This window comes from Tenacibaculum sp. 190524A02b (assembly GCF_964036645.1).
Lineage (GTDB): Bacteria > Bacteroidota > Bacteroidia > Flavobacteriales > Flavobacteriaceae > Polaribacter > Polaribacter vairaonense.
The window spans coordinates 629,104-649,673 of record NZ_OZ038525.1 but is presented as its reverse complement, the minus strand read 5'-3'; the positions used below and the strand labels follow the sequence as shown (position 1 = coordinate 649,673).

Here is a 20,570-nt window from a genome sequence, read left to right as displayed (position 1 = left end):
CATTTTTTTTTAGTAAGATAAGCTCTCTTAATAAGAGAGCTTAATCTAACATTAAACAGAATTAATTTATTCAATAGATGAAAAAATTATCTTTCAAGTATTGGTAAAACTTTTTGATTTGCTTTACTTCCTAATACTTTAATTTGTAATATATCTTGAATCGTAGCTGCTATTTGATTGTTATACAGTTGGGCTTCCGTTTTAACTTCACCCTTACTTGATACATTAGGTCCAATTACTGCTAACCATGTTTCATCTGATCCGTTTATATTATAGGTTTTCCCATGATAGGTTAAGTTCAGTCCATGACTTTTCCAGCTTTCCAAAGGTTCTGTTCCTCTACCATGATCTGTAGTTATAATGAATGTTGTTTTTCCTTTATAAAATGGATTCGACTGGCAGTAGTTCCATAATTGCTGTATCATAGCATCTGTATTTTCTGCTGCTAATAAATAATGTGTGTAATCTCCATCATGTGCAAAATCATCTGTTTCACCATAAGAGATATACATTAGTTTAGGCTTTTCCTTCTTAATAAATTCTAAGGCATAATTATGTGTAAATACATCTTGCCTTACAGAACTCCATGGTTGAATGGCTTGCTTTTGTAATTGGTTTAAATAATTTTCTTTAGCAGTTAAATTATCACCAATTGCTTCTTTATAACCTGCATTTACATATATTTTACTTCTTTCTTCATTAATGATATATGGAAATACATCCCAACTACCAAAAGCTCCTACTTTACCTTTATATGCTGGTAAATTATTGGTTAACTCTAAAATGGTTTGGTTTGGGTTATTCTTTTTATCATTACTATTAATCCGATCATTATCTGCATAACCACATAAAATCTCGCTATATCCTGGATAGGAAAACCAATGGGTATTGGCTACATTTACTTTATTATTATAAGTTCTATTACCATACAATTGTCCTTTTTTTGCTATTGAATTCCAAAAAAATGGTAATAAGGTTGTTCTTCTTTCTACCGATTCTTTTTTCCAATACTTTGCTTTTAGGTACGAAGTATCTTTTGTATAAGTTGTATTATTTATTAATAAAGAATCTGCGCCCGTAAAAAGTTCTTGCCATCGTAAACCATCTAAAGTGATTAAAAATACTTTTTGACTGGCATCAATATTTTTAACAGTACCATTGGTATCCTTTGCTTTTTGAGTATTACACCCAAAAAACAAAGGAGTTATTGCTAATAAGTAAAGGATTACTTTTTTCATATGTTGGTTACTTATCCCACCAAGATTTAGAATTATAATCATTCCCTCCAGTTAACCAACTTAAAGCTTGTGCATTGTTTGCTTTATTTGTGAATGTTTCCTCTGATGGATATTTGAATCTTACAGGAACTTTATCTCCATTAATATTATTTAGAGCTACTGGAATTGTTGGAAATCCTGTTCTTCTATAATCAAACCATGCTTCATGTCCTGTCATGATATTAGCTAAATACTTTTGGTTGATGATATTCTCTAAATTACCATTCCATTGTCCTTTCGAAGCACTTGTTAAATAATCAGCTGGAATAGCTACATTTCTATACTCAAAATTTGCTTTTACTGCATTTTCATAATGTGTTTGTGCGTCTGATGTTATATACCCTTTTAAAGCAGCTTCTGCTAAAATAAACTCTTGTTCATGATAGGTAGCAAATACCATATCCATTACATCTGTTGCTCTTAGGTTATTACTTAGTCCTGTATAATTACCTGCTCTATCATTTGAGCCTGGTGTAATTCCTACATAATTGCCAGCATCGTTTGTTTTGTAATAAAATGCTAATCTTGGGTCTTGTTTATCTTCTAACATTTTTAATACCGTAGTAGTAACACTATATAGCGAGAAATCACCATCTCTTACTCTTGATAAAAACCAATGATTAGGTTCTCCTTGAAATGCTAAAACAGCATTATCTGCATTAGAAGCAAAAATATTTCCTGTAGCTATAATTTGCTTAATTTTTGCGCCTACGCTTGGGTAATTTTCACTTATTCTTAGTAAATAACGTAATTGTAATACGTTGGCTAATTTTATCCAAGATTCTTTGTTTCCTGAGAAAAGAATATCTCCAACAATTCCTGTATTATCTGTTGTTAATGTTGAAGTAGCTTGTGCTAATAAACTTAATACTCCATTGGTAGCGGTGTAAATATCTTTTTGTTGATCGTACTTTGGTGTTAAATTATTTTTATTTCCTGCTTCAAAAAAAGGTACTGGTCCGTATAAATCTGTTAGTTCAGCACCAATAATTGCTTTTACAATTTTAGCTACTGCTTTTGTTGATACACTTGCTTTTTCACTTGCTAATACATCGTTCATATCTGCTAATAATTTATAATTAGCTACCCACACAGCATTATTAGTTTCTATCTCATATTGATCTACATCATTAAAATCAAACTTACCATGGTGTTGCATTAACGTACTACTGAATGTAAACCCATTAGTTGCTGTTTGATTTCCTAATGTATAGATTGCGTTTGTTAATAAATAACTTGCTTCCGGTTGTGTTGGTTCGTTTGGATTGATATTTAACTCCGAAAGGTCACTACATGAGGTAAAAATTACGATTAATCCTAGTAGTATATTTTTGAATAAATTACTTTTTTTCATTTTAATATTTTTTTGAATTAGAACTTAAATAAAAAGTTAATTCCGTAGCTTCTTGCTGATGGATACGATACGTCTTCAATACCAGGAACGATATTACTCCCTTGTAATGCTAATGTTTCAGGATCAAAATGTGGATTTGAAGAAGGTGTCCATAAAGCTAAATTTCTTCCAACTAAAGAAACACGTATACTTTCCATTCCTAATTTTTCTACCAATGTAGTTGGTACATTATAACCAAATTTTACTTCTCTTAATTTTACATAAGTTGCATCTACAATTCCTGTTTCTTGATGACTCTTTCTGTTGTAAAGTGGCTTGTAGTATGCCCACCAACCTACTGCATCAGCATCAGTTAATGGTACGTATTGTCCGTTTACCTCTTTTACACCATCAGGAACAATATCTTTATAAGCATTTCTGTCTACTGAACTTTCTAAGTTACCAGCGTACGTACCTACTTGTTTTGTTCTTGAGATTAACGTTCCTCCTTGCTTCCAATCTACTAAAAATGATAAGCTAAAGTTTTTGTAGGTAAATGAATTATTAAAGCCTAGTGAAAAGTCTGGATTATAGTTTCCTAATAATTGTAGCTCATCTTCTATTACTGGTGCTCCATCTTTATAAACTATTTTTCCATTATGACGTTTGAATCTTCTTCCGTACATATTTCCAAGCTTTTCACCTTTTCTTGCTTGAATAAATACTTTTGATCCTTCTGCATCATATACAGAGGCAAAATTAGTAGTTAAAACTCCATCAGTTCCTTCTGGTAACTCTAATACTTTTCCTTCATTTTTGGTAAAGTTTATGCTTGATGCCCATTCAAAGTTCTCATTCTTAACTGGTTTTACTGTTAACAATGCTTCAATACCTTGATTCTGGATTTTACCTCCGTTAATTACCTGACTTAAATATCCTACAGTATTTGATACTGGAACTCTAATAATTTGATCTTCTGAAATAGATCTATAATAAGTAAGATCTAAATTTACGCTATTACCAAACATTCTTAAATCTGCTCCAACTTCATATGAAGTGATTTGTTCTGGTTTTAAATTTTCATTTAATAATACATTACCTCTACTTAAAGTTCTGTTACCAGCATATGGGATTTGATATTGATATGGAGTTTTTAAATTATAGGGTTCTGTATCATTTCCTACTTTTGCCCATGAACCTCTTAACTTAAAGAAATTAAACATTTCTGGCATTTCAAAAATATCAGTCATAACAGCACTTAGCGATGCTGATGGATAGAAATATGAATTATTATCTTCTGGTAAAGTAGAAGACCAATCATTACGAGCTGATAACTCTAAGAATAATTTATTGTCATATGATAACCCAAATACTCCGTATAAACTTCTAATTTCTTTTTCTAATTTATACTGATCTGTTACTAAAGGTAATCCTGAGTTTTTTAAGTTATAAATTCCTGGAATTACTAATTTATTAGCTATATTAGATAAGAAGTTAACTTCTTGTTCCATAATGTTTCCTCCTAAGTCTACATTTAATCCGAAGGAGTCACTAATATCCTTTTTATACGATAGTAATACATCTGTATTTATTTCTTTAAAGTTTACTCTTTCATCTTTATAAGCTCCTTGTAAGAAACGCTGTGTACTATAAGCTCTTTTAGATTCACGATGATCTGAGTAGTAATCCATACCACTTCTTGCTTGTAACTTTAAAGCATCAGTAAATTGGTATTCTAATTTTATATTTCCTAATAACCTATGCTTATCAAATGCATTGGTATTTTCATTTAACATGAAATAAGGATTGTCATGCCAAGCGTAGTTATAGTTAAACTGCTCTAAGCCTTCATAACCTCTTTGCCAGTATTCTTTTAAAGCGTTTGTATTTACCGTTCTTCCATACCATGTAAAAATATACATTGCAGATTCTGAACCATACCCAGAACTTGGACGGTTATTACTTTTTGAATTAATATAGTTTGATTTTAATGATAACTTCATTTTATCCGTTACATCAACACTTCCATTTACTCTAAAAGATTTTCTTGTTAAATCTGTATTTGGAATGATGCCTTCACTATCCAACAAACCTAAACTGAATACCACATCTGACTTTTCTCCTCCAAATCCTACAGATGTTGATATTGTTGAAGTATGTCCTGTTCTAAAAAAATCTTCAACATTATTAGGTCTAGTTACAAATGGTGTAGCAATAATATCATTAGGATCTGTTGCAGGTGAAGTAATTGTACCATCTGCATTTCTTACCCATCCTCTGGCAAAAATGTCTCCAGCTCTTAAACCTCCAGTAGTTGGACTATCAAACTGTGTAATTAATTGTCCTAATGCTTGTGGTCCCCAAGAAACATCTTCTTGATCATTTGACCCCAAAGCATTGTTTAAACCATCAACATACTTAAAGTCTCCAGCCCAACCTTGTCCGTATTTATTTTGGTATTTTGGTAAACGTAATACACTTTCTAATGTTAATCCTGTATTTACCTCAACTTGTAATTTTTTATTTCTTTTAGCTGATTTTGTATTGATTAAAATAACTCCGTTAGCTCCTCGAGAACCGTATAAAGCTGTAGCACTTGCTCCTTTAAGTACACTCATACTTTCAATATCATCTGAATTGATTTCAGAAGCTCCATTTCCATAATCAACTTCTTGCATTTCACTACCTCCTGTGTTTTGAATTGTATTTAAATACGTTCTGTTGTTTATTGGAACTCCATCTACAATAAATAATGGCCCATTTTGCCCTGAGTTTAATGATACTTCCCCACGAATTACAACTCTTGATGATGATCCTACCCCCGAAGAACCATTTGTTATTTGTACTCCGGCAACCTTACCATTTAAAGAGTTTACTAAGTTTGTTTCTTTTGCTTCTGCTAATTCCTTAGGCTTTAAAGTAGACACTGCATATCCTAAAGACTTTTCTTCTTTTTTAATTCCTAATGCTGTAACCACTATTTCATTTAGTTGTTCTGAAAGTGGTTGTAATACAATAGTTCCTATGTTTTTAGTTTCTCCTGAAATTACAGTTACATTAACTGTTTTTGTTTCGTGTCCTATAAATGAAACACTTAATACTAAATTACCTGAAGAAACATTATTAATTATAAAGTTTCCATCAAAATCAGTTGTAGCCCCTTTATCAGAATTTACAACTGTTACATTTGCCCCTGGCAATGGAAAATTGCCATCACTTATAATACCTTTTATGGAGGTACTTTGTGCATAAGTGCAAATACTTACTAAAAATGTAAGTACAGTTACTAAAAAATTTTTGTTACCCATCTTGTTTTCTTTATTTACAATAGTTAAAATATACTGACGCAAATCAATATTTTTTTTATTATTTGTAAATATATTTTACGTTAAGAAAACTTTTAGTAATCTATACTTTTATGTAATTTTTTTGTTAAGTGTTCTTTACTAAGGTTAACATTTTGTTTTTTTAATTATATAAATCGCTATAAATTAAGTTTTTTTTAAAACTATTTGTTTTTTACTATTTGTAAACTAAAAAAGGAGTATTATTCAAACCTAAGGTACTTTTCGTTATTAATTGACGTTATAATTGTAGTATTTTATTTTTATTTAGATTGATTTAAGTTAAATTTGTACCCCTTTTCAATTATAACATGTATTTAACCAACCATACTTTATTAAATAAAGATTTATTTATAGAAAATCATATAACAAACAATTGTGGAGTTTTTACCAAAAACTACTCACTCAACGAAAAATTTGGTCAAGGAAATCTTATTACCCATTCTTTTGATGGGCTTCATATAGAGTTTTTAACAGCAACTTTACATGACAACTATATTTTAAAAAATGTTAACTCTAGTAATACGTTTGATTTATCAATTTTATTAAAAGGAGAAAAAGTCATTAGTTGTAGATCTGTTAATAAAGAAATTACTCAAGAGTCGCAAGAAACATTAATGTACTTCACAAAGAATGATGAAGAATGTATTAAATATTATAAAAACATTCCTGTAAAGGAAATTCGAGTTAAAATGTTTTATGAATTTATAAAAAAACATCAATTGACTACCTTATTTCCTTTATTAAAAAAATGTTCTGAAATTAATAGTGTGTATAGTTTTACGGCTACTTTTTGTTCTAAAACTCAAGAAATAATCACTAATTTATTAACCGATACTAGAAAAGGTATCTTAAAGCGTTTATTTTTAGAATCAAAAGTACTTGAATTGATTTCATTACAAGTAGAACAACAGAATAAATTAAACTCTTCTGAGCATTTAGTAAAAAAACTGTATAAAGTTAGGAACATTATTTCAGCAAACTTAAACGAACATTTTTCTATTAAGAAATTGTCTAAAGAGGTTTTACTGAATGATACCATTTTAAAAAAAGAATTTAAACGTGTTTTTAACACTACTATTTCTGAGTATTCTACTTCCTTACGAATGACTAAAGCTCGTGAATTGTTAACACATACTGATAAACCTATTTATGAAGTTTCAGATATAGTGGGTTATAAAAATCCTACACATTTTTCTGCAGCTTTTAAAAAGCATGAAAGTCTTACCCCTAAACAGTTTAGAGGTAAGCATGCTGTTTAATTTCAATTTAACCTTAGTATCGTTTTTTTATGCTGTTATTTTTAATTTTCTCTTTTGAGCATTAATAATTAATTCCATTCTCCTCAAATCTTTACTCTCCATGTTTAAACAAGCATTTACCCAAAGGTCTGTTATGTCTAATAATTCTCCCTTTTGCAAAGGGAAAACTTTCTTTATACTTTGATAATGACAATACTGAAAATTAAAACTTGATTTGTTCTTATTTATATATTTTATGATTGCCTTAATGCTTTCTTCTTCTTGAAAAATTGTGTCTATTAACCCAGATTCTTCTAGCTCTCTAGCTTTATAAATAGCTCCGCTATAAAGTATTTCAGTAGCTTTTTTAATATTTAATTTTCTACATAAAAAACTATAGGCTCCCATTCCTGGAAATAAATTGAATTTATTTTCAGGAAGGCAAAATTTAGCCTTCTTATTTGCTAATACTACATCATGAGCTAATACACATTCAAAACCTCCTCCATAAGCATTGCCTTCAACCAAAGAGATATTTATAATTGGTAAATCAAATGATTTATAAATATTATAAATAGCATCTATACATAAATGCGCATATTCTTTTAACTTTTCTTTGTTTTTTGACTTAATGCTTTCATAAAAATATGGCAAATCTCCTCCAAGATTATAGACTTCATTATGTGTTGAGCTTGAAACTATATATTTTAAGGGGTACATATTATCTGAAAACATCATTTTAAGATCTTCAGAAAAACGTTTAAACTCTCTAAGGGCTTCAATACAAAAATTAGGTATTCCCTCTGTTTTAATCTTCCAGTTTACTAATTCATATTCTGGATAATAATCTACCTCAATATTCTTATACTGATTTAACATATTTAGTGTACTTATTTCTTGCTACTTTTTTCAAAAGCTTTATCAACTACTTTTTGCACTGCAAATGTTAACACTGTAAAAAGTATCATTAGTAAAAGTATAGGAACTACCGTTTTATCATGGTATCCAAAAAAAGTCATGCCCCAACAAATTAAAGCCCACTGCACTACATATATTGATGTGATTCTATTACTACAATAAAAAAATACATCAGTTATTTTATTAGGTTTTATTCTTTTTAAAATGATTTGCGCTAACCAGAAAAACAATAAGTTATAGCCTAATAAATACAATACGCCTCCTGCCCCTAAATGAAAGTAATCTCTCATATGATACTCATAATCATAAAAACATAGCGCTCCTCCTATTATTACCGTGGCTAAGCCCGCATATAACATAGCTTTAAATGTTTTTTCAACATCTTTGTTACTTTCATTAAATAGATAGCCAAAAAACATTCCTACAAAAATAAATGCTCCCCAAGGAAATACTGAAAAGTATACATTCCAATCTTTCCCCCATAATAAATCTAATATGTAATCAACTCCTGGTATTCCTATCCTGTACCCTCTAATAAATTCTGTAATCAATAAAACTAAAACCGCTAATACTAAGGTTATGTATTTATTCTTTTGTCCGTATTTATGAACTACACCCATAAAAAACAAGCATACCCCAGCTAACTGTAATATGTCTCCTGTTAATAACATATATATCATATTACCAAAATTTGCGGGTGGTGTCCAACCATACGCTTTTATAAAACTATCTGGTATAACACCTAATACAGTAGGGACAATAAACTTTAAGAAATTCATAAAGTATCCTATTCCTAATAAATAGAGTCCTCTTTTAATAGAAGAACTGATCGTATTCCTTTTAGATAGCGTATATGAAAATCCCATAGCTATTAAAAAAACTCCAGCCCATTTTCCAAAAAAATGGACTAATAATCCTAACCAACTTTCTTCTTGAGTGTAGGTAGTTCCATAAATTAGTAATGTATGCGCCATTGGTATAAAAAACACACCAATTCCTCTTGCTAAATCAATAGCTTGAATTCTTTTAGTTTTTGTTATAGTAGTACTCATTTGTTATATTTTTTGCCAACTTAATTTTTTAGTTATTGATTTTCTTTTTCTATTCACCTCTAACGTATCTTTCTTCAAATAGCCCATATAGAATATTCCAAAGCATTTTTCATTGTCTTTTAAATCAATAATTTCTGATACATATTTAATAGTTGCTTCTCCTGAATCCCAATAAGCTCCTATTTTTAAAGAAGTACAACTTAACCACATGTTTTGAACAGCAGATGAAACTGCGGCTATTTCTTCCCACTCTGGTATTTTTACTCTTTTACTTCTTTCCATTATTAGAACTATCAGTGTAGCATTTTTAGGGTACTGTTTTGTTTCTTCAAACCTTTGATTTGAAAATTCTTCTTCAGTATATCGCTCTCTATAATAATTAGCCATATAGTTCCCTAAATTTTCATGATGCTTCCCTTCTAGTACCACAAATCTCCATGGTTGTGTCAATTTATGTGTAGGTGCCCATATTGCATTAGTAACAATTTCTTCTATTAATTCTTTTGATATTTTTTCTTCAGAAAAATCAGAAGCATAGTGGGTTCTTCTACCTCTTATTATTCTTGTTAATTGCTCAAAATCCATATTCTATAATTTCATTAGTGCTTTTTCTTTTTTGACAGCAAACTGAGCTATTGGATTCTCTAATACTCCATCTAGTTTTAGGCTCTCAATTGGATCCGCTAGATTCAACATTTGCTTTGTATTAGATAATTGTAGTTTATTTAAACAGCATCTATCAAATTGAGATTCAAACAAATTATAACGTTCATACTTATCTGAAAACTCTGGGTATTCTTCTTGATATTCATGAATGCAATCTGCTACAAGCTCCCAAAATTGATTTTCTGAAAATTCACCATGTGTTTCTAATATCTGTCCTATAAACCTGAAAATACAGTCAAATACATCGGTAAAAATTGATAGTATTTTCATTTTATCAGAAGTCTTAGTAAACAACCTATCTACATGCTCTGGTAACTCCATAGTTTCATTAAATACAATTACTTCCTCTGTTATGTCTTTCATTAATACATATGCTGGTGTATAATTTTCTAAAACTAAAATTAGGTTTTCTCCATGCGGCATGAATACCAATTCATATTTGTAGAAACAATGCAACAGTGGACTTAAATATGCTTTTAAATATTTCTTTACCCAAGATTTGGTTTCTAATTTCGAGGCTTTAATCCACTCCACCATCAAAGAAGTGTCATTTTTATCAATATGTAACAATGCAGCCATTGTTGCTACTTCTTGATTCTCGCTTATTTTACTATATGGACTCTCTCTCCATAAGGCTGATAACATTTTATTATGAGGGTTCGTTTTTCCTAAAACTTCATAATAATGATTGTGATATCCTACCGTTGCTACTTCACCTAACATGGTAAACCCGTTATTTTTTAGGTAAGAATCATTTCCTAATAAATTATTTATCCAATGGGTAATATGTGGAGTACTTTGCATATAGTAAGGTGATAACCCTCTTACAAATCCCATATTTAATATAGAAAGTGCTGTTTTTGTATATAATTTTTGTGGATTAGTAGCATTGAACAATGTTCTTATAGATTGTTGTGCTGAAAATTGATCTTCACTTTCTCCTAAAAAAACAATATCCTCATTAGCTATATCTGCTGCAAATACGTGAACTAGTTTATTTTCCCATTGCCATGGATGAACAGGCATAAATACATACTCTTCAACGTTTAATTGTTTATTTTCAAGTAGTGCTCTAAAAGTTTCTAACTTTTCAACTCCTAATTCACTTTTTAATAAACTTTCATAATTAAATGTTTCTAAAGCTGTAAATGTGGTATAGTTTTTATGCCCCGCAATCCAATAAATATTAAATTTATAATCTACTTCTGGTGCATATTTCAAATAATCATTTCTATTAAATCCTATACGTCCATTATTAGCTACAAAACAAGGGTGTCCTTCTGTCATAGCATGCTCTATATCTTGAAAGCTTCTTTTTGCTAATTCTTCAGATGAAAATTGTTCGTTATCATATTTATAACAAGCACTTATTAAAGTGCTTGTTATTTCTTCTAAATACGTTGCTAGGAATTCATCGGGTATTTGTAATATCTCTTTAAACTCTACAATAAATTTTAAGGCATCCAGCTCTTGTTTTTCTTCTTGAACTATTTTTTTTATGCTTTCAATATTAACATACCAATGATCTAGATAAAATTGTTTTGCTTCAAAAGTGTATCTTATTTTACCTGTTTCTGTGGCTAGTTCATACTTCTTCCATCCTTTTCCTAAATCCTCTATTAAAACAGGATTAAAAATGAGCTCATGAGTAAATTCACTTATAGCCTTTTTTATTAATTGTTTATTAACTTGACTCCAAGTTTTAGGATGTATAGTTAGCGTAGGTTGTTTCATTATATTTCTTTTAATGCTTCTGTAGCTTTTTCATAATCCTCCCTTGTACATATAGCCAAAGCAGCTACTTTATTAGGCAATTGTATGGTTCCTTGATATACAAAACCGGCTTTTTTATTTAGTACATGAATTTTATCGTTATTCTCATCGGGTTCTACAACTACTCTTTCTACATAAGGTAAACTGAAAAAATAATCCATAATAGTAGAAAATACATGCCAAGTAAATTTTGGAATTCTCTTTTGTACTGGGGCTACTAAAACATGCATTCCATAATCATTTAATCTTGCATTATAAAGTTCTCCTATAATATCTTCCGAAGCTTTATAGCGTTCCATTAAAAATATAGGCTCATCATCAAGTGTTCCAATATATACATGGTGATGTGGATTTTCATCTAATTCTTTGTATGCTTGAAGTACTTCCTCTTTTGTACTAGTAAGCATATCCCAATATTTTGCATAGGGTTGTGTAACCCAATTATGAATGATCTCTACATCTTTTTTTAGATTTAAAGGACGTAGCGTTATTACTCCAATGCCTACTATTTTCTTACTAAAAACTTCTTGTTCTATCTGTATTGTTCCCATTATACTTCTTGCAATTGTTGTTCTTCTTTAAATACAGCTATTGGGTTCTCTAATTCTCCTGCAAATTGAAGTAATGCTACAGGGTCATCTAAATCAATCATTTGTTTATGATTATTTAGTTGTAATCGATTTAAACAAGATAACTTAAAGGTATCTGCAAACAAATCATACTTTTCAAACTTTTCAGCAAATTGAGGGAATTGTGTTTGATAAGTTGCTATATTTTCTGCAACTAACTTCCAAAATTCACTTTCTGGAAAATCTAAATGCTCTTCTAAAATAGGTGTTAAATACCTAAAGAAACCATCAAATACATCTGTAAAAATTGAAAGTAACTTTACATCTTCAGGTACTGGTGCATACATTCTTTTTAAATGTTCCGGAAGTTCAACATCAGGACTTAAAATAACGGCTTCTTCAGTAATATCTTTTAATAAACTATTTACAGGTTTGTTATCTTCTAGAACCAAAATAATGTTTTCTCCATGCGGCATAAACACTAAATCATATTGGTAAAAACAATGTACTAATGGACTTAAATATGCTTTTAAATAAGCTGCTATCCAATTTTCTGGTGTTAATCCAGAACTTTTAATTAACTCAGGTAACAATGCTTCTCCATATTGATCAATATGTAGTAATGCTGCCATTGTAAGCGGTTTTTGTCCTTTTTTTATTGCTGAATATGGACTTTCTCTCCATAAAGAGGCTAGCATTTTGTTATAATCATTATGTGGGCCAAACTCTTCAAAATAAGGATTCACATAACTTACTGACCCTATCTCACTTAACATTCTAAAACCTGTTTCTTGTATATATGCATCTTTATATAACAGCTCTTCTAACCAAACCGCCATTTTTGGAGCAGTTCCTAAATAATATAATGGTAAACCTCTCATGAAGCCCATATTTAATATTGATAGTGCTGATTTAGTATAGAATTTATAAGGATTGGTATTATTAAATAGCGTTCTTATAGATTGTTGTGCCAAATACTGATCTGGTCCATAACCTAAACATACTAAATCTCCTTTAGCTACTTCTGGCGCAAATACCATAGCTAATTTGTTAAACCATTGCCAAGGATGAATTGGCAAAAACAAGTAATCCTCAGGATTATGACCCTTTTCTGTTAAAACTTGATTAAATTGTGCTATAGTAGCGTTATCTAGTTCTTGATTTATTAATGTTTCATACGGTAATTTTTCGATAGCTGCATAGACTGCTTTTGATTTATGTCCTGCTAGCCATAAAAGTGAAAATGAATTTCCTGCCTCTGGTGCATAAGACCTGTAATCACTACTATCAAAACCAATACGTCCATTATTAGCTACAAAACCAGGATGCCCTTCGGTCATTGATTGTTCAATAGTTTGAAAATCTGCATCTGCTAACTCTTTAGCCGTAGGGTTGCCTTTTACTATTTTAAATGCACTACTATATAAAGTACTAATTATTTCTTCAAGATATACAGGCATCTTAGCTGTATCCATACCAAGAATACCTCTAAATTCTTTTATAAATAGTATTGCATCTAGAGGAAGTTCTTCTTCTCCATTGTATTTTTTTATACTTTCTTCCTTAATCATTAACTGATTTAAAGATAGAGCTTTTGCTATAAATTCATAAGCTATTAAAACATCATCTGCTACTATTCTATATTCATTCCAGTTATTAGCTAATTTTTTAACAATAGTCGGGGTTATTAAACGTTCATGAGCGAATTCTGTAATCGCTTTTTTTACTAATAAGTTATTTGATTTTTGCCATACTTCTGGCTTTATATGTTGTGTAGATTGTTGTGGTGAAACCACATTATCTAATGTATTCATGGCACTACGTTTTGAAGGTGTAAATAATTGTATGTGTTTGTGATATGCTTGCCTGTTTAAGAATGCTAATTGTGCAGTTTTATAGGGTAATTCAACTACTTTATCTAGTGTAAAACCTATGCGTTGACATAGTGCAAACATTTTTTTATTTCTTATATCTGGTTCCACTACTATTCTATCAATAGCGGTATTAGAAAAAACAAAATCCATTATACTCCTAAACATATACCATGTAAAGTTTGGTGTTTTAGGTTGTTTAGGAGGTGCAACTATAATATGTATTCCGCAATCAGAAGGTTGTGCATTATAATAGTTGTTTATAATATCTTTTTGTGGATTGTATTTTTCTAGTACAAAAGCTATTTCACCGTTATACTTACCGATATAAACATCATAATGATCTGGAGCTGTTAACTTTTTATATTCCTCTTCTACTTCCTGTAATGAGGCTTTTTGCATCCCCCAAAAAACAGCATAATCTTGAGTTACCCAACTATGTAATATTGGACTATCTCTTTTTATGTGAAATGGTTGAATGCTAATTGTTCCAAACTCATGATATGATTTAGAAAATAAAGTGCTTTTTTCCATTTTTTTATAAAGTTTTAGGAACTCTTTTAGGGTTGAACGAAAATTTAAAGATGAAGAAATACAAAACTAATGTTACTACAAAACCTATTAGTGCAATTAGAAATGGTAATTGTAATCCCCAATTATCAACAATAATTCCTACATTTAGAGAAGCTATTAATACTCCTAAATTTTGAAAAAAGTGTACTTTACTATAATCTACAGCATAAGATTCTGGTGTGCTCATTTCAAATAGTAATACATCAAATTTGACTACACCTTGAAAAATTGCCCATCCGTAAATAATTCTACCTGCAATTACAAACATATCTGATGGTATTCCTTGTAATAACAACCCTATGACACCAATGGATAATGCTGAAATTATGCCTTCATAACCATTATTAGATTTCCTTTTATTATTAATCCATAAAACTATTAGTGCTACAAATCCTGGTATTGCGTATATGGTTCCTGATACAATCTTTGAGCTATAATGAGAAAAACTCTCCCAATACGTAGAGAAAAATGGCCTGATTAAAAAATCACTGAAATAAAGAATGAATGTTAACAATCCTATTTTCAATATAAAATTTGTTGATGATAGTTTCTTTTCTTCATTCTCACTTTTTTCTACAACGATTGATGTATTGTATTTTTTGCTTTTTAGTAAGTAAGCACTCATTAACATTTGTACGAAATCACCACCTGCCATTATTAAAAAAATAGAACTTGGGTCAATATAATCTACCGTAACTCCACCAATAACAGCTCCCAAGATACCTCCTAAATGGACAACAACTGATAGCACACCTATAGTAGTTACATGCTCTTCTTTTTTAATGATTTTAAGAATGTAAGGATATACTAATAAATAGCTTCCTTTAAACAAAACCATTATAAGAGATACTATCCAAAAGTTTATATACGAATTTGTCCAATAACAGTACAATGCTAAAATACCAGCCACTGCTTGTGTATAAATTAAAATTTGAAGCTCAGCCACTTTTTTGGAAACATAAGCCCAAAAGGGAAAAGCTATCATTACCATAAAGCAAATGGCTGCAAAGTAATATCCTACCATCTTAGGATCGGTCATACCAAACCTTAATTTAAAAAATTGAGGGTAAAATGGATGCAATAAGTAATCACTTACCACTGCTATGAATGTCATTAATATTAGAAATGATTTTAACTTCATTTTACATAACATTTAAAGACTTTAATACCTCTTCTTCTTTTGTTACCCCAAATTGTTGGAAGGCTATACTTTTCTCTATTGGATAATATTCCTTCCCTGTTAATTCTTTTATGATGCATGAGTTTCTATAACATGCCATTCCTAAATCTGGAGTTACAAATCCATGGGTATGTAACTCTACATTTTGTACAAAAACATCTTTATTATTCTTATCAATACTGTAGTTTCTATTTACATTAAAACGACCTTTGTCATCCCATTGTAATCTATCAGAAATTCCATCTAAAAATTCTGGAAGTCTATACCCATAACCAGTAGCTAATACTAATCCTTCTGTCTTATGATTGAAATATTTATCTTGCTCTATTTGATGTAACTCTAAGATTATTTCTTCTTCATTTATAGAAGTTTCTTTTAGCTCTGTATTTGTGCGTAGGTTTACTTTTAGTTCACCATTAGTTACAATTTTTTTAGTATACAAAGTATCGTGAATTGCATTGATTAAATCTTGATTTATACCTTTATACAAATGCTTCTGATTTTTAATTAAATCATCTCTCTTCTCTTCTGGTAAATTATAGAAATAGTCTACATATTCAGGAGAAGTCATTTCCAATGTTAACTTTGAATATTCTAGTGGGAAAAACCTCGGTGATCTGGTTATCCAATTGAGCTCATAACCAATGGTATCAGCTTCTTGTAATAAATCATAAAATATTTCGGCTGCACTTTGACCACTACCCAAAATAGTTATTGATTTCTTGTCTTGTAAACGTTCTTTATGATTTAAATATGATGAAGAGTGAATTGCATTGCCTTTTAGTTTTTTAGCACAGTTAGGTATATATGGTTGTGTTCCTGTTCCTAAAATTATTCTTTTGGCTTTATAAACTATAACTTCTCCTGTTTGAGTATTCTTAGAAGTTACAACATAGCACGCTGAACTTTCTTCATAATTAATATGCGTTACTTCTGTTTTGAAAAAAACGTTAGGTAACTTTTCTATAGCCCATTGGCAATACATATTATATTCATTTCGGAGTAATAAAAAGTTTTCTCTTATGTAAAATGAATACAGTCTCCCCTGTTTTTTACTATAGTTTAAAAAACTAAAAGGATTGGTTGGATCTGCTAAGGTTACTAAATCTGCCATAAATGGAACCTGCAATGTTGTATCTTGTAACAGCATTCCTGGATGCCAATTAAACTTTTCTTTTTTATCTAAAAAAACACCATTTAAATTATCTATTGGGGCTGTTAAACATGCCAATCCTAAATTAAAAGGTCCTACTCCTACTGCTACAAAGTCTAAAATATCTTGTTGTCCCATTTTCTTAATAATTGTTTCTAATATATTCTGCTCCACTATTTTTAATTGCTCTCACTATTCCTAGAAGATTTTCTATAGAATTATTTGGATTTAATAGTGTGAACTTTAAGTAAATTGTATTGTTTAATTTTGTACTTGCTACTGACGCTACACCTTCTTTAAATAAGCTATTTTTTATAAACATATTAATAGCATCATGTTCTTTATTAGAAGTAGCTTCTTCAGCCTTATACCTAAACACCACTGTACTTAACTCAGGTATATGTGCTGTTTCAAATAAATAATCTTTATTTATTTCTTCATAAATAGCTTTTGCCAAGTGATGCACAGCTTCTAAATAAGATGCTATTGTTTTTGCTCCAACCGTCTTTAGAGTAAACCATACTTTTAAAGCATCAAATCGTCTTGTCGTTTGAATTGACTTTTCAATAAGATTGGGCCTTTCTGGATCTTTATCCTCTAATGGATTTAAATAATCAGCATAATAAGATACGTATTGGAAATGCTGTTTATTTTTTGCTAAATACACACTACTACAAACCGGTTGAAATAAGGTTTTATGAAAATCTATAGTAACAGAATCTACTTTATCCATATACTCAAAATGATGCTTGTGTGTATCTGTTAATACAAAACAACCTCCATAAGCACCATCAGCATGCAGCCACATCTTATATTCTTTGGCTACTTTAGAAATGGTTTCTAATGGATCAAAGCTTCCATAATCTGTTGTTCCTAATGTAGCTACTACAGCTATTGGAATATTTCCTTCTTGTTTTACTTTTTCTATAGCTAGTACCAGTTCATTAACATCCATTCGCATTTCATCGTCTGTCTTAACTGGTATAACAGAATCGTATCCCATTCCTAATAATGCTGCATTCTTCTTTATGCTAAAATGTGCTTTCTCTGAACAGAAAATTCTAAATTTACTTACTTCATCAAACCATCCATTTTGTTTAATATTTACTCCGTAATTAGCAAAAGCATAATGGTCTCTAGCCATTAATAAAGCCATAAAATTTGATTGTGTTCCTCCACTGGTAAAAACACCATCGGTTGTTTCAGGAAGTGTTAGCTCATTTGAAATCCATTTGATTACTTCCTGTTCTATAAAAGTACCTGCCGTACTTTGATCCCAAGTTTCAATGGCTGTATTTAAAGTAGTAGCAACTGCTTCTGCTGCTATTGATGGTAACGTTATAGGGCAATTTAAGTGCGCAACATAATCAGGATGATGAAAGGCTATAGCGTTCTTTACATACAAGTTATTTAATACCTCTAAAGCTTCATTAAATGTGTATGTATCTCCATTAATTTTTGCATCTAATTTATTTTGTCGAATTTCAGAAAGTTCATCACCTTTATAAAAGCTTTTCGTTTGTAAAAATTCTTTTATAATAGTATTAGTAGCGGTTGTATATTCTTCTAGCTTTTCAAATGATTGTCCCAACAGTAGGTTTTCATGTATTGGGTTGCCAATCAGCGCTGGAATTTCGTCTAAAATCATTATTTTTATTTAGTCTTAATAGTTTTAGGTAACAAAACTAAGACCTAACTAATATCTAAAATGACGAATCTGTGATAAAAAATGACGTAATTATAAAACTTTAGAAAAACTTAAAATATACTTATCATAAGATTAACTTTCTTTAAGTATCTTAAGCTTGTTTTTTCTATAAAAAAAAGAGCTCTTTTTATTTATTTAACAATTATCAATCTATTTTTTTGAAGGTTTGCAAAGCTCTCTCTCTTGCATACTTATGCTCTACTATTGGTAATGGATAACTTAACTCCTCTAAATTTTTTACCCATTTTTTTGTGTAAAGTAAATTTTTATCAAACTTTCTTAACTGTTCCGTAGGGTTGAATATTCTAAAATAAGGTACTGCATCACAACCTGTACTTGCAGCCCATTGCCAATTTCCATTATTAGCAGCTAACTCATAATCTAATAATTTTCTTGCAAAATAAGCTTCTCCCCAACGCCAATCTATTAATAAGTGCTTACACAAAAAGCTAGCAGTAATCATTCTGACTCTATTGTGCATATATCCAGTTTCATTCAATTCTCGCATGCCGGCATCTACCAATGGATATCCAGTTTCTCCATTACACCATTTTTCAAATTCTATTTCATTATTTCTCCACTCTAGTGCATCGTACTTTTTTTTGAAATTCTGAGTAACTACCTGTGGAAAGTGATATAAAATTTGCATAAAAAACTCTCTCCAAATTAACTCACTTAAAAAAATAGCATTTGTTTTTAAAGCTATAGCTACCATTTGACGAATACTTACAGTGCCAAACCGTAAATGAGGAGATAAGTATGACGTTGTATTTTTACTTGGGTAATCTCTGGTTTCATCATAATTTGATAATAACGATAAATTGTAAGGCTTTACTTTAATAGCACTTTTAGTAAATCCTATTTCCTTCAAAGATGGATAATTACATCTATACTTGTAAAAATTGACAAACAAACGCTGATCATAATTCAATTTTGTATGAAGTTCTTTTTGAAATTTTAACAGCCATTTTTTCTTATACGGTGTATAAACTGTATAAGGGGTATCATCATTTTTTAAAATCTCTGACTCTTCAAAAATTACCTGATCTTTATAACTAAAAACTTCAATACCTCTTTCTTTTAATAAAGAGGTTATATCTTCATCTCTCTGTAACGCATAAGGTTCATAGTCTTTATTAAAAAATACTTTATTTATAGAAAACTCTGTCAATAAACTTTTCCATATTTCTTTTGGCTCCCCTATTTTTACTAATATACTAGTATTGTACGCTTGTAACTCTTCTTGAATGGATTGTAAGCAATCATAAATAAAATTAACTCTAGCATCATTTTTAGGTAGTTTGTCCAGAATATTTTCATCAAAAATAAAAACAGGTATTACTTTATTTCCTGAATTTAAAGCTTTAAATAAAGCCGTATTATCATACAAACGTAAATCTCTACGAAACCAAAATATAGATAATTTACTTTCCATTAAATAACTTTTCTAAGGTTTGATATCGATGTGTAAAAATAGCTTGTAGTTGTTTTTTAATAACTATTTTTTGTGCTAGATGTCCTAAAAACCCAAATGGAATTTTATACGATATTTTATCTTTCATTACTGTTTTTCCGACTTCTAATTCTTCAAACCAATGTTCATGATGCCACATAGCATAAGGTCCAAAACGCTGCTCATCAATAAAAAAAGCTTTTTCCTTTACTTGCGTAATTTCGGTTACCCAACTAGATTTTATGCCTGGTAAAATGCCAACTTTATAAGTAATTATCTGACCTGCATACGCTTTTTCATCAATTTTAGAGGTAATTTTAAACCCCATATGACTCGGAGTTATTTTCTCTAAGTTTTCTGGAGAGCTAAAAAAACTCCAAGCTTTTTCTAAAGATACCTCTAAAGTTTGCTTAGTTTCTAATGTATAGATTCCTGAATGTTTTTTAAAACTAATCAATG

General features: G+C 30.1%; 15 protein-coding genes. 1 reads left to right on the top strand and 14 read right to left on the bottom strand.

Annotated elements, in window-relative coordinates:
* Positions 1-86 precede the first annotated feature (86 nt).
* From ABNT65_RS02715 to ABNT65_RS02705, 3 genes are read right to left on the bottom strand one after another with little or no spacing between them, the layout of a single operon-like run.
* Positions 87-1,238, bottom strand: a complete 1,152-nt coding sequence (locus ABNT65_RS02715) for a phosphoglyceromutase (RefSeq protein ID WP_348747102.1) — start codon at positions 1,236-1,238, stop codon at positions 87-89.
* Between the two features lie 7 nt (positions 1,239-1,245).
* Entirely contained in the window at positions 1,246-2,631 is a 1,386-nt protein-coding gene (locus tag ABNT65_RS02710; protein WP_348736491.1) for a SusD/RagB family nutrient-binding outer membrane lipoprotein, read from the bottom strand.
* A gap of 17 nt (positions 2,632-2,648) precedes the next feature.
* A complete protein-coding gene (locus tag ABNT65_RS02705) occupies positions 2,649-5,960 on the bottom strand; it encodes a SusC/RagA family TonB-linked outer membrane protein (RefSeq protein ID WP_348747101.1) in 3,312 nt (1,103 codons plus the stop codon).
* Between the two features lie 305 nt (positions 5,961-6,265).
* Between ABNT65_RS02705 and ABNT65_RS02700 the strand changes: the two genes are divergently transcribed.
* A complete protein-coding gene (locus ABNT65_RS02700) occupies positions 6,266-7,216 on the top strand; it encodes an AraC family transcriptional regulator (protein ID WP_348747100.1) in 951 nt (316 codons plus the stop codon).
* 27 nt (positions 7,217-7,243) lie between these two features.
* Here the strand turns inward: ABNT65_RS02700 and ABNT65_RS02695 are convergent, their stop codons facing one another.
* The 11 genes from ABNT65_RS02695 to ABNT65_RS02645 form a co-directional block, all read right to left on the bottom strand.
* Entirely contained in the window at positions 7,244-8,074 is an 831-nt protein-coding gene (locus ABNT65_RS02695; RefSeq protein WP_348736485.1) for a crotonase/enoyl-CoA hydratase family protein, read from the bottom strand.
* A gap of 11 nt (positions 8,075-8,085) precedes the next feature.
* Positions 8,086-9,165 carry a heparan-alpha-glucosaminide N-acetyltransferase domain-containing protein gene (locus tag ABNT65_RS02690; RefSeq protein ID WP_348736483.1) on the bottom strand — a complete coding sequence of 360 codons (1,080 nt, stop codon included), beginning with the start codon at positions 9,163-9,165 and terminating at the stop codon, positions 8,086-8,088.
* A 3-nt stretch (positions 9,166-9,168) separates the two neighbouring features.
* Positions 9,169-9,750, bottom strand: a complete 582-nt coding sequence (locus ABNT65_RS02685; protein WP_348702015.1) for a nitroreductase — start codon at positions 9,748-9,750, stop codon at positions 9,169-9,171.
* 3 nt (positions 9,751-9,753) lie between these two features.
* A complete protein-coding gene (locus ABNT65_RS02680; RefSeq protein ID WP_348702016.1) occupies positions 9,754-11,565 on the bottom strand; it encodes an IucA/IucC family siderophore biosynthesis protein in 1,812 nt (603 codons plus the stop codon).
* Entirely contained in the window at positions 11,565-12,155 is a 591-nt protein-coding gene (locus tag ABNT65_RS02675) for a GNAT family N-acetyltransferase (protein ID WP_348747099.1), read from the bottom strand. Before ABNT65_RS02675 ends, ABNT65_RS02680 begins: the two co-directional genes overlap by 1 nt.
* Positions 12,155-14,578: a GNAT family N-acetyltransferase gene (locus tag ABNT65_RS02670; protein WP_348747098.1), complete on the bottom strand. Its 2,424-nt coding sequence runs from the start codon at positions 14,576-14,578 to the stop codon at positions 12,155-12,157. The genes ABNT65_RS02675 and ABNT65_RS02670 overlap by 1 nt, the downstream gene beginning before the upstream one ends.
* 4 nt (positions 14,579-14,582) lie before the next feature.
* The gene (locus ABNT65_RS02665; protein ID WP_412766861.1) at positions 14,583-15,731 is read right to left on the bottom strand and encodes an MFS transporter; all 1,149 of its coding nucleotides are present in this window, start codon (positions 15,729-15,731) and stop codon (positions 14,583-14,585) included.
* A gap of 28 nt (positions 15,732-15,759) precedes the next feature.
* Positions 15,760-17,088 carry a lysine N(6)-hydroxylase/L-ornithine N(5)-oxygenase family protein gene (locus ABNT65_RS02660; protein ID WP_348747096.1) on the bottom strand — a complete coding sequence of 443 codons (1,329 nt, stop codon included), beginning with the start codon at positions 17,086-17,088 and terminating at the stop codon, positions 15,760-15,762.
* 4 nt (positions 17,089-17,092) lie between these two features.
* A complete protein-coding gene (locus tag ABNT65_RS02655) occupies positions 17,093-18,598 on the bottom strand; it encodes an aspartate aminotransferase family protein (RefSeq protein WP_348747095.1) in 1,506 nt (501 codons plus the stop codon).
* Positions 18,599-18,803: 205 nt separating this feature from the next.
* Positions 18,804-20,093, bottom strand: a complete 1,290-nt coding sequence (locus ABNT65_RS02650) for a deoxyribodipyrimidine photo-lyase (RefSeq protein WP_348747094.1) — start codon at positions 20,091-20,093, stop codon at positions 18,804-18,806.
* Positions 20,083-20,568, bottom strand: coding sequence for an SRPBCC family protein (locus ABNT65_RS02645; RefSeq protein ID WP_348736471.1), 486 nt, complete (start codon positions 20,566-20,568; stop codon positions 20,083-20,085). The genes ABNT65_RS02650 and ABNT65_RS02645 overlap by 11 nt, the downstream gene beginning before the upstream one ends.
* Positions 20,569-20,570: the final 2 nt, after the last annotated feature.

Excerpts from the sequence above, each read along its gene's own strand:
- ABNT65_RS02680 (WP_348702016.1), bottom strand. The coding sequence starts at position 11,565 with ATGAAACAACCTACGCTAACTATACATCCTAAAACTTGGAGTCAAGTT.
- ABNT65_RS02700 (WP_348747100.1), top strand. The coding sequence starts at position 6,266 with ATGTATTTAACCAACCATACTTTATTAAATAAAGATTTATTTATAGAA.
- ABNT65_RS02690 (WP_348736483.1), bottom strand. The coding sequence starts at position 9,165 with ATGAGTACTACTATAACAAAAACTAAAAGAATTCAAGCTATTGATTTA.
- ABNT65_RS02650 (WP_348747094.1), bottom strand. The coding sequence starts at position 20,093 with ATGGAAAGTAAATTATCTATATTTTGGTTTCGTAGAGATTTACGTTTG.
- ABNT65_RS02655 (WP_348747095.1), bottom strand. The coding sequence starts at position 18,598 with ATGATTTTAGACGAAATTCCAGCGCTGATTGGCAACCCAATACATGAA.
- ABNT65_RS02715 (WP_348747102.1), bottom strand. The coding sequence starts at position 1,238 with ATGAAAAAAGTAATCCTTTACTTATTAGCAATAACTCCTTTGTTTTTT.
- ABNT65_RS02695 (WP_348736485.1), bottom strand. The coding sequence starts at position 8,074 with ATGTTAAATCAGTATAAGAATATTGAGGTAGATTATTATCCAGAATAT.
- ABNT65_RS02660 (WP_348747096.1), bottom strand. The coding sequence starts at position 17,088 with ATGGGACAACAAGATATTTTAGACTTTGTAGCAGTAGGAGTAGGACCT.
- ABNT65_RS02665 (WP_412766861.1), bottom strand. The coding sequence starts at position 15,731 with ATGACATTCATAGCAGTGGTAAGTGATTACTTATTGCATCCATTTTAC.
- ABNT65_RS02670 (WP_348747098.1), bottom strand. The coding sequence starts at position 14,578 with ATGGAAAAAAGCACTTTATTTTCTAAATCATATCATGAGTTTGGAACA.
- ABNT65_RS02685 (WP_348702015.1), bottom strand. The coding sequence starts at position 9,750 with ATGGATTTTGAGCAATTAACAAGAATAATAAGAGGTAGAAGAACCCAC.
- ABNT65_RS02675 (WP_348747099.1), bottom strand. The coding sequence starts at position 12,155 with ATGGGAACAATACAGATAGAACAAGAAGTTTTTAGTAAGAAAATAGTA.
- ABNT65_RS02710 (WP_348736491.1), bottom strand. The coding sequence starts at position 2,631 with ATGAAAAAAAGTAATTTATTCAAAAATATACTACTAGGATTAATCGTA.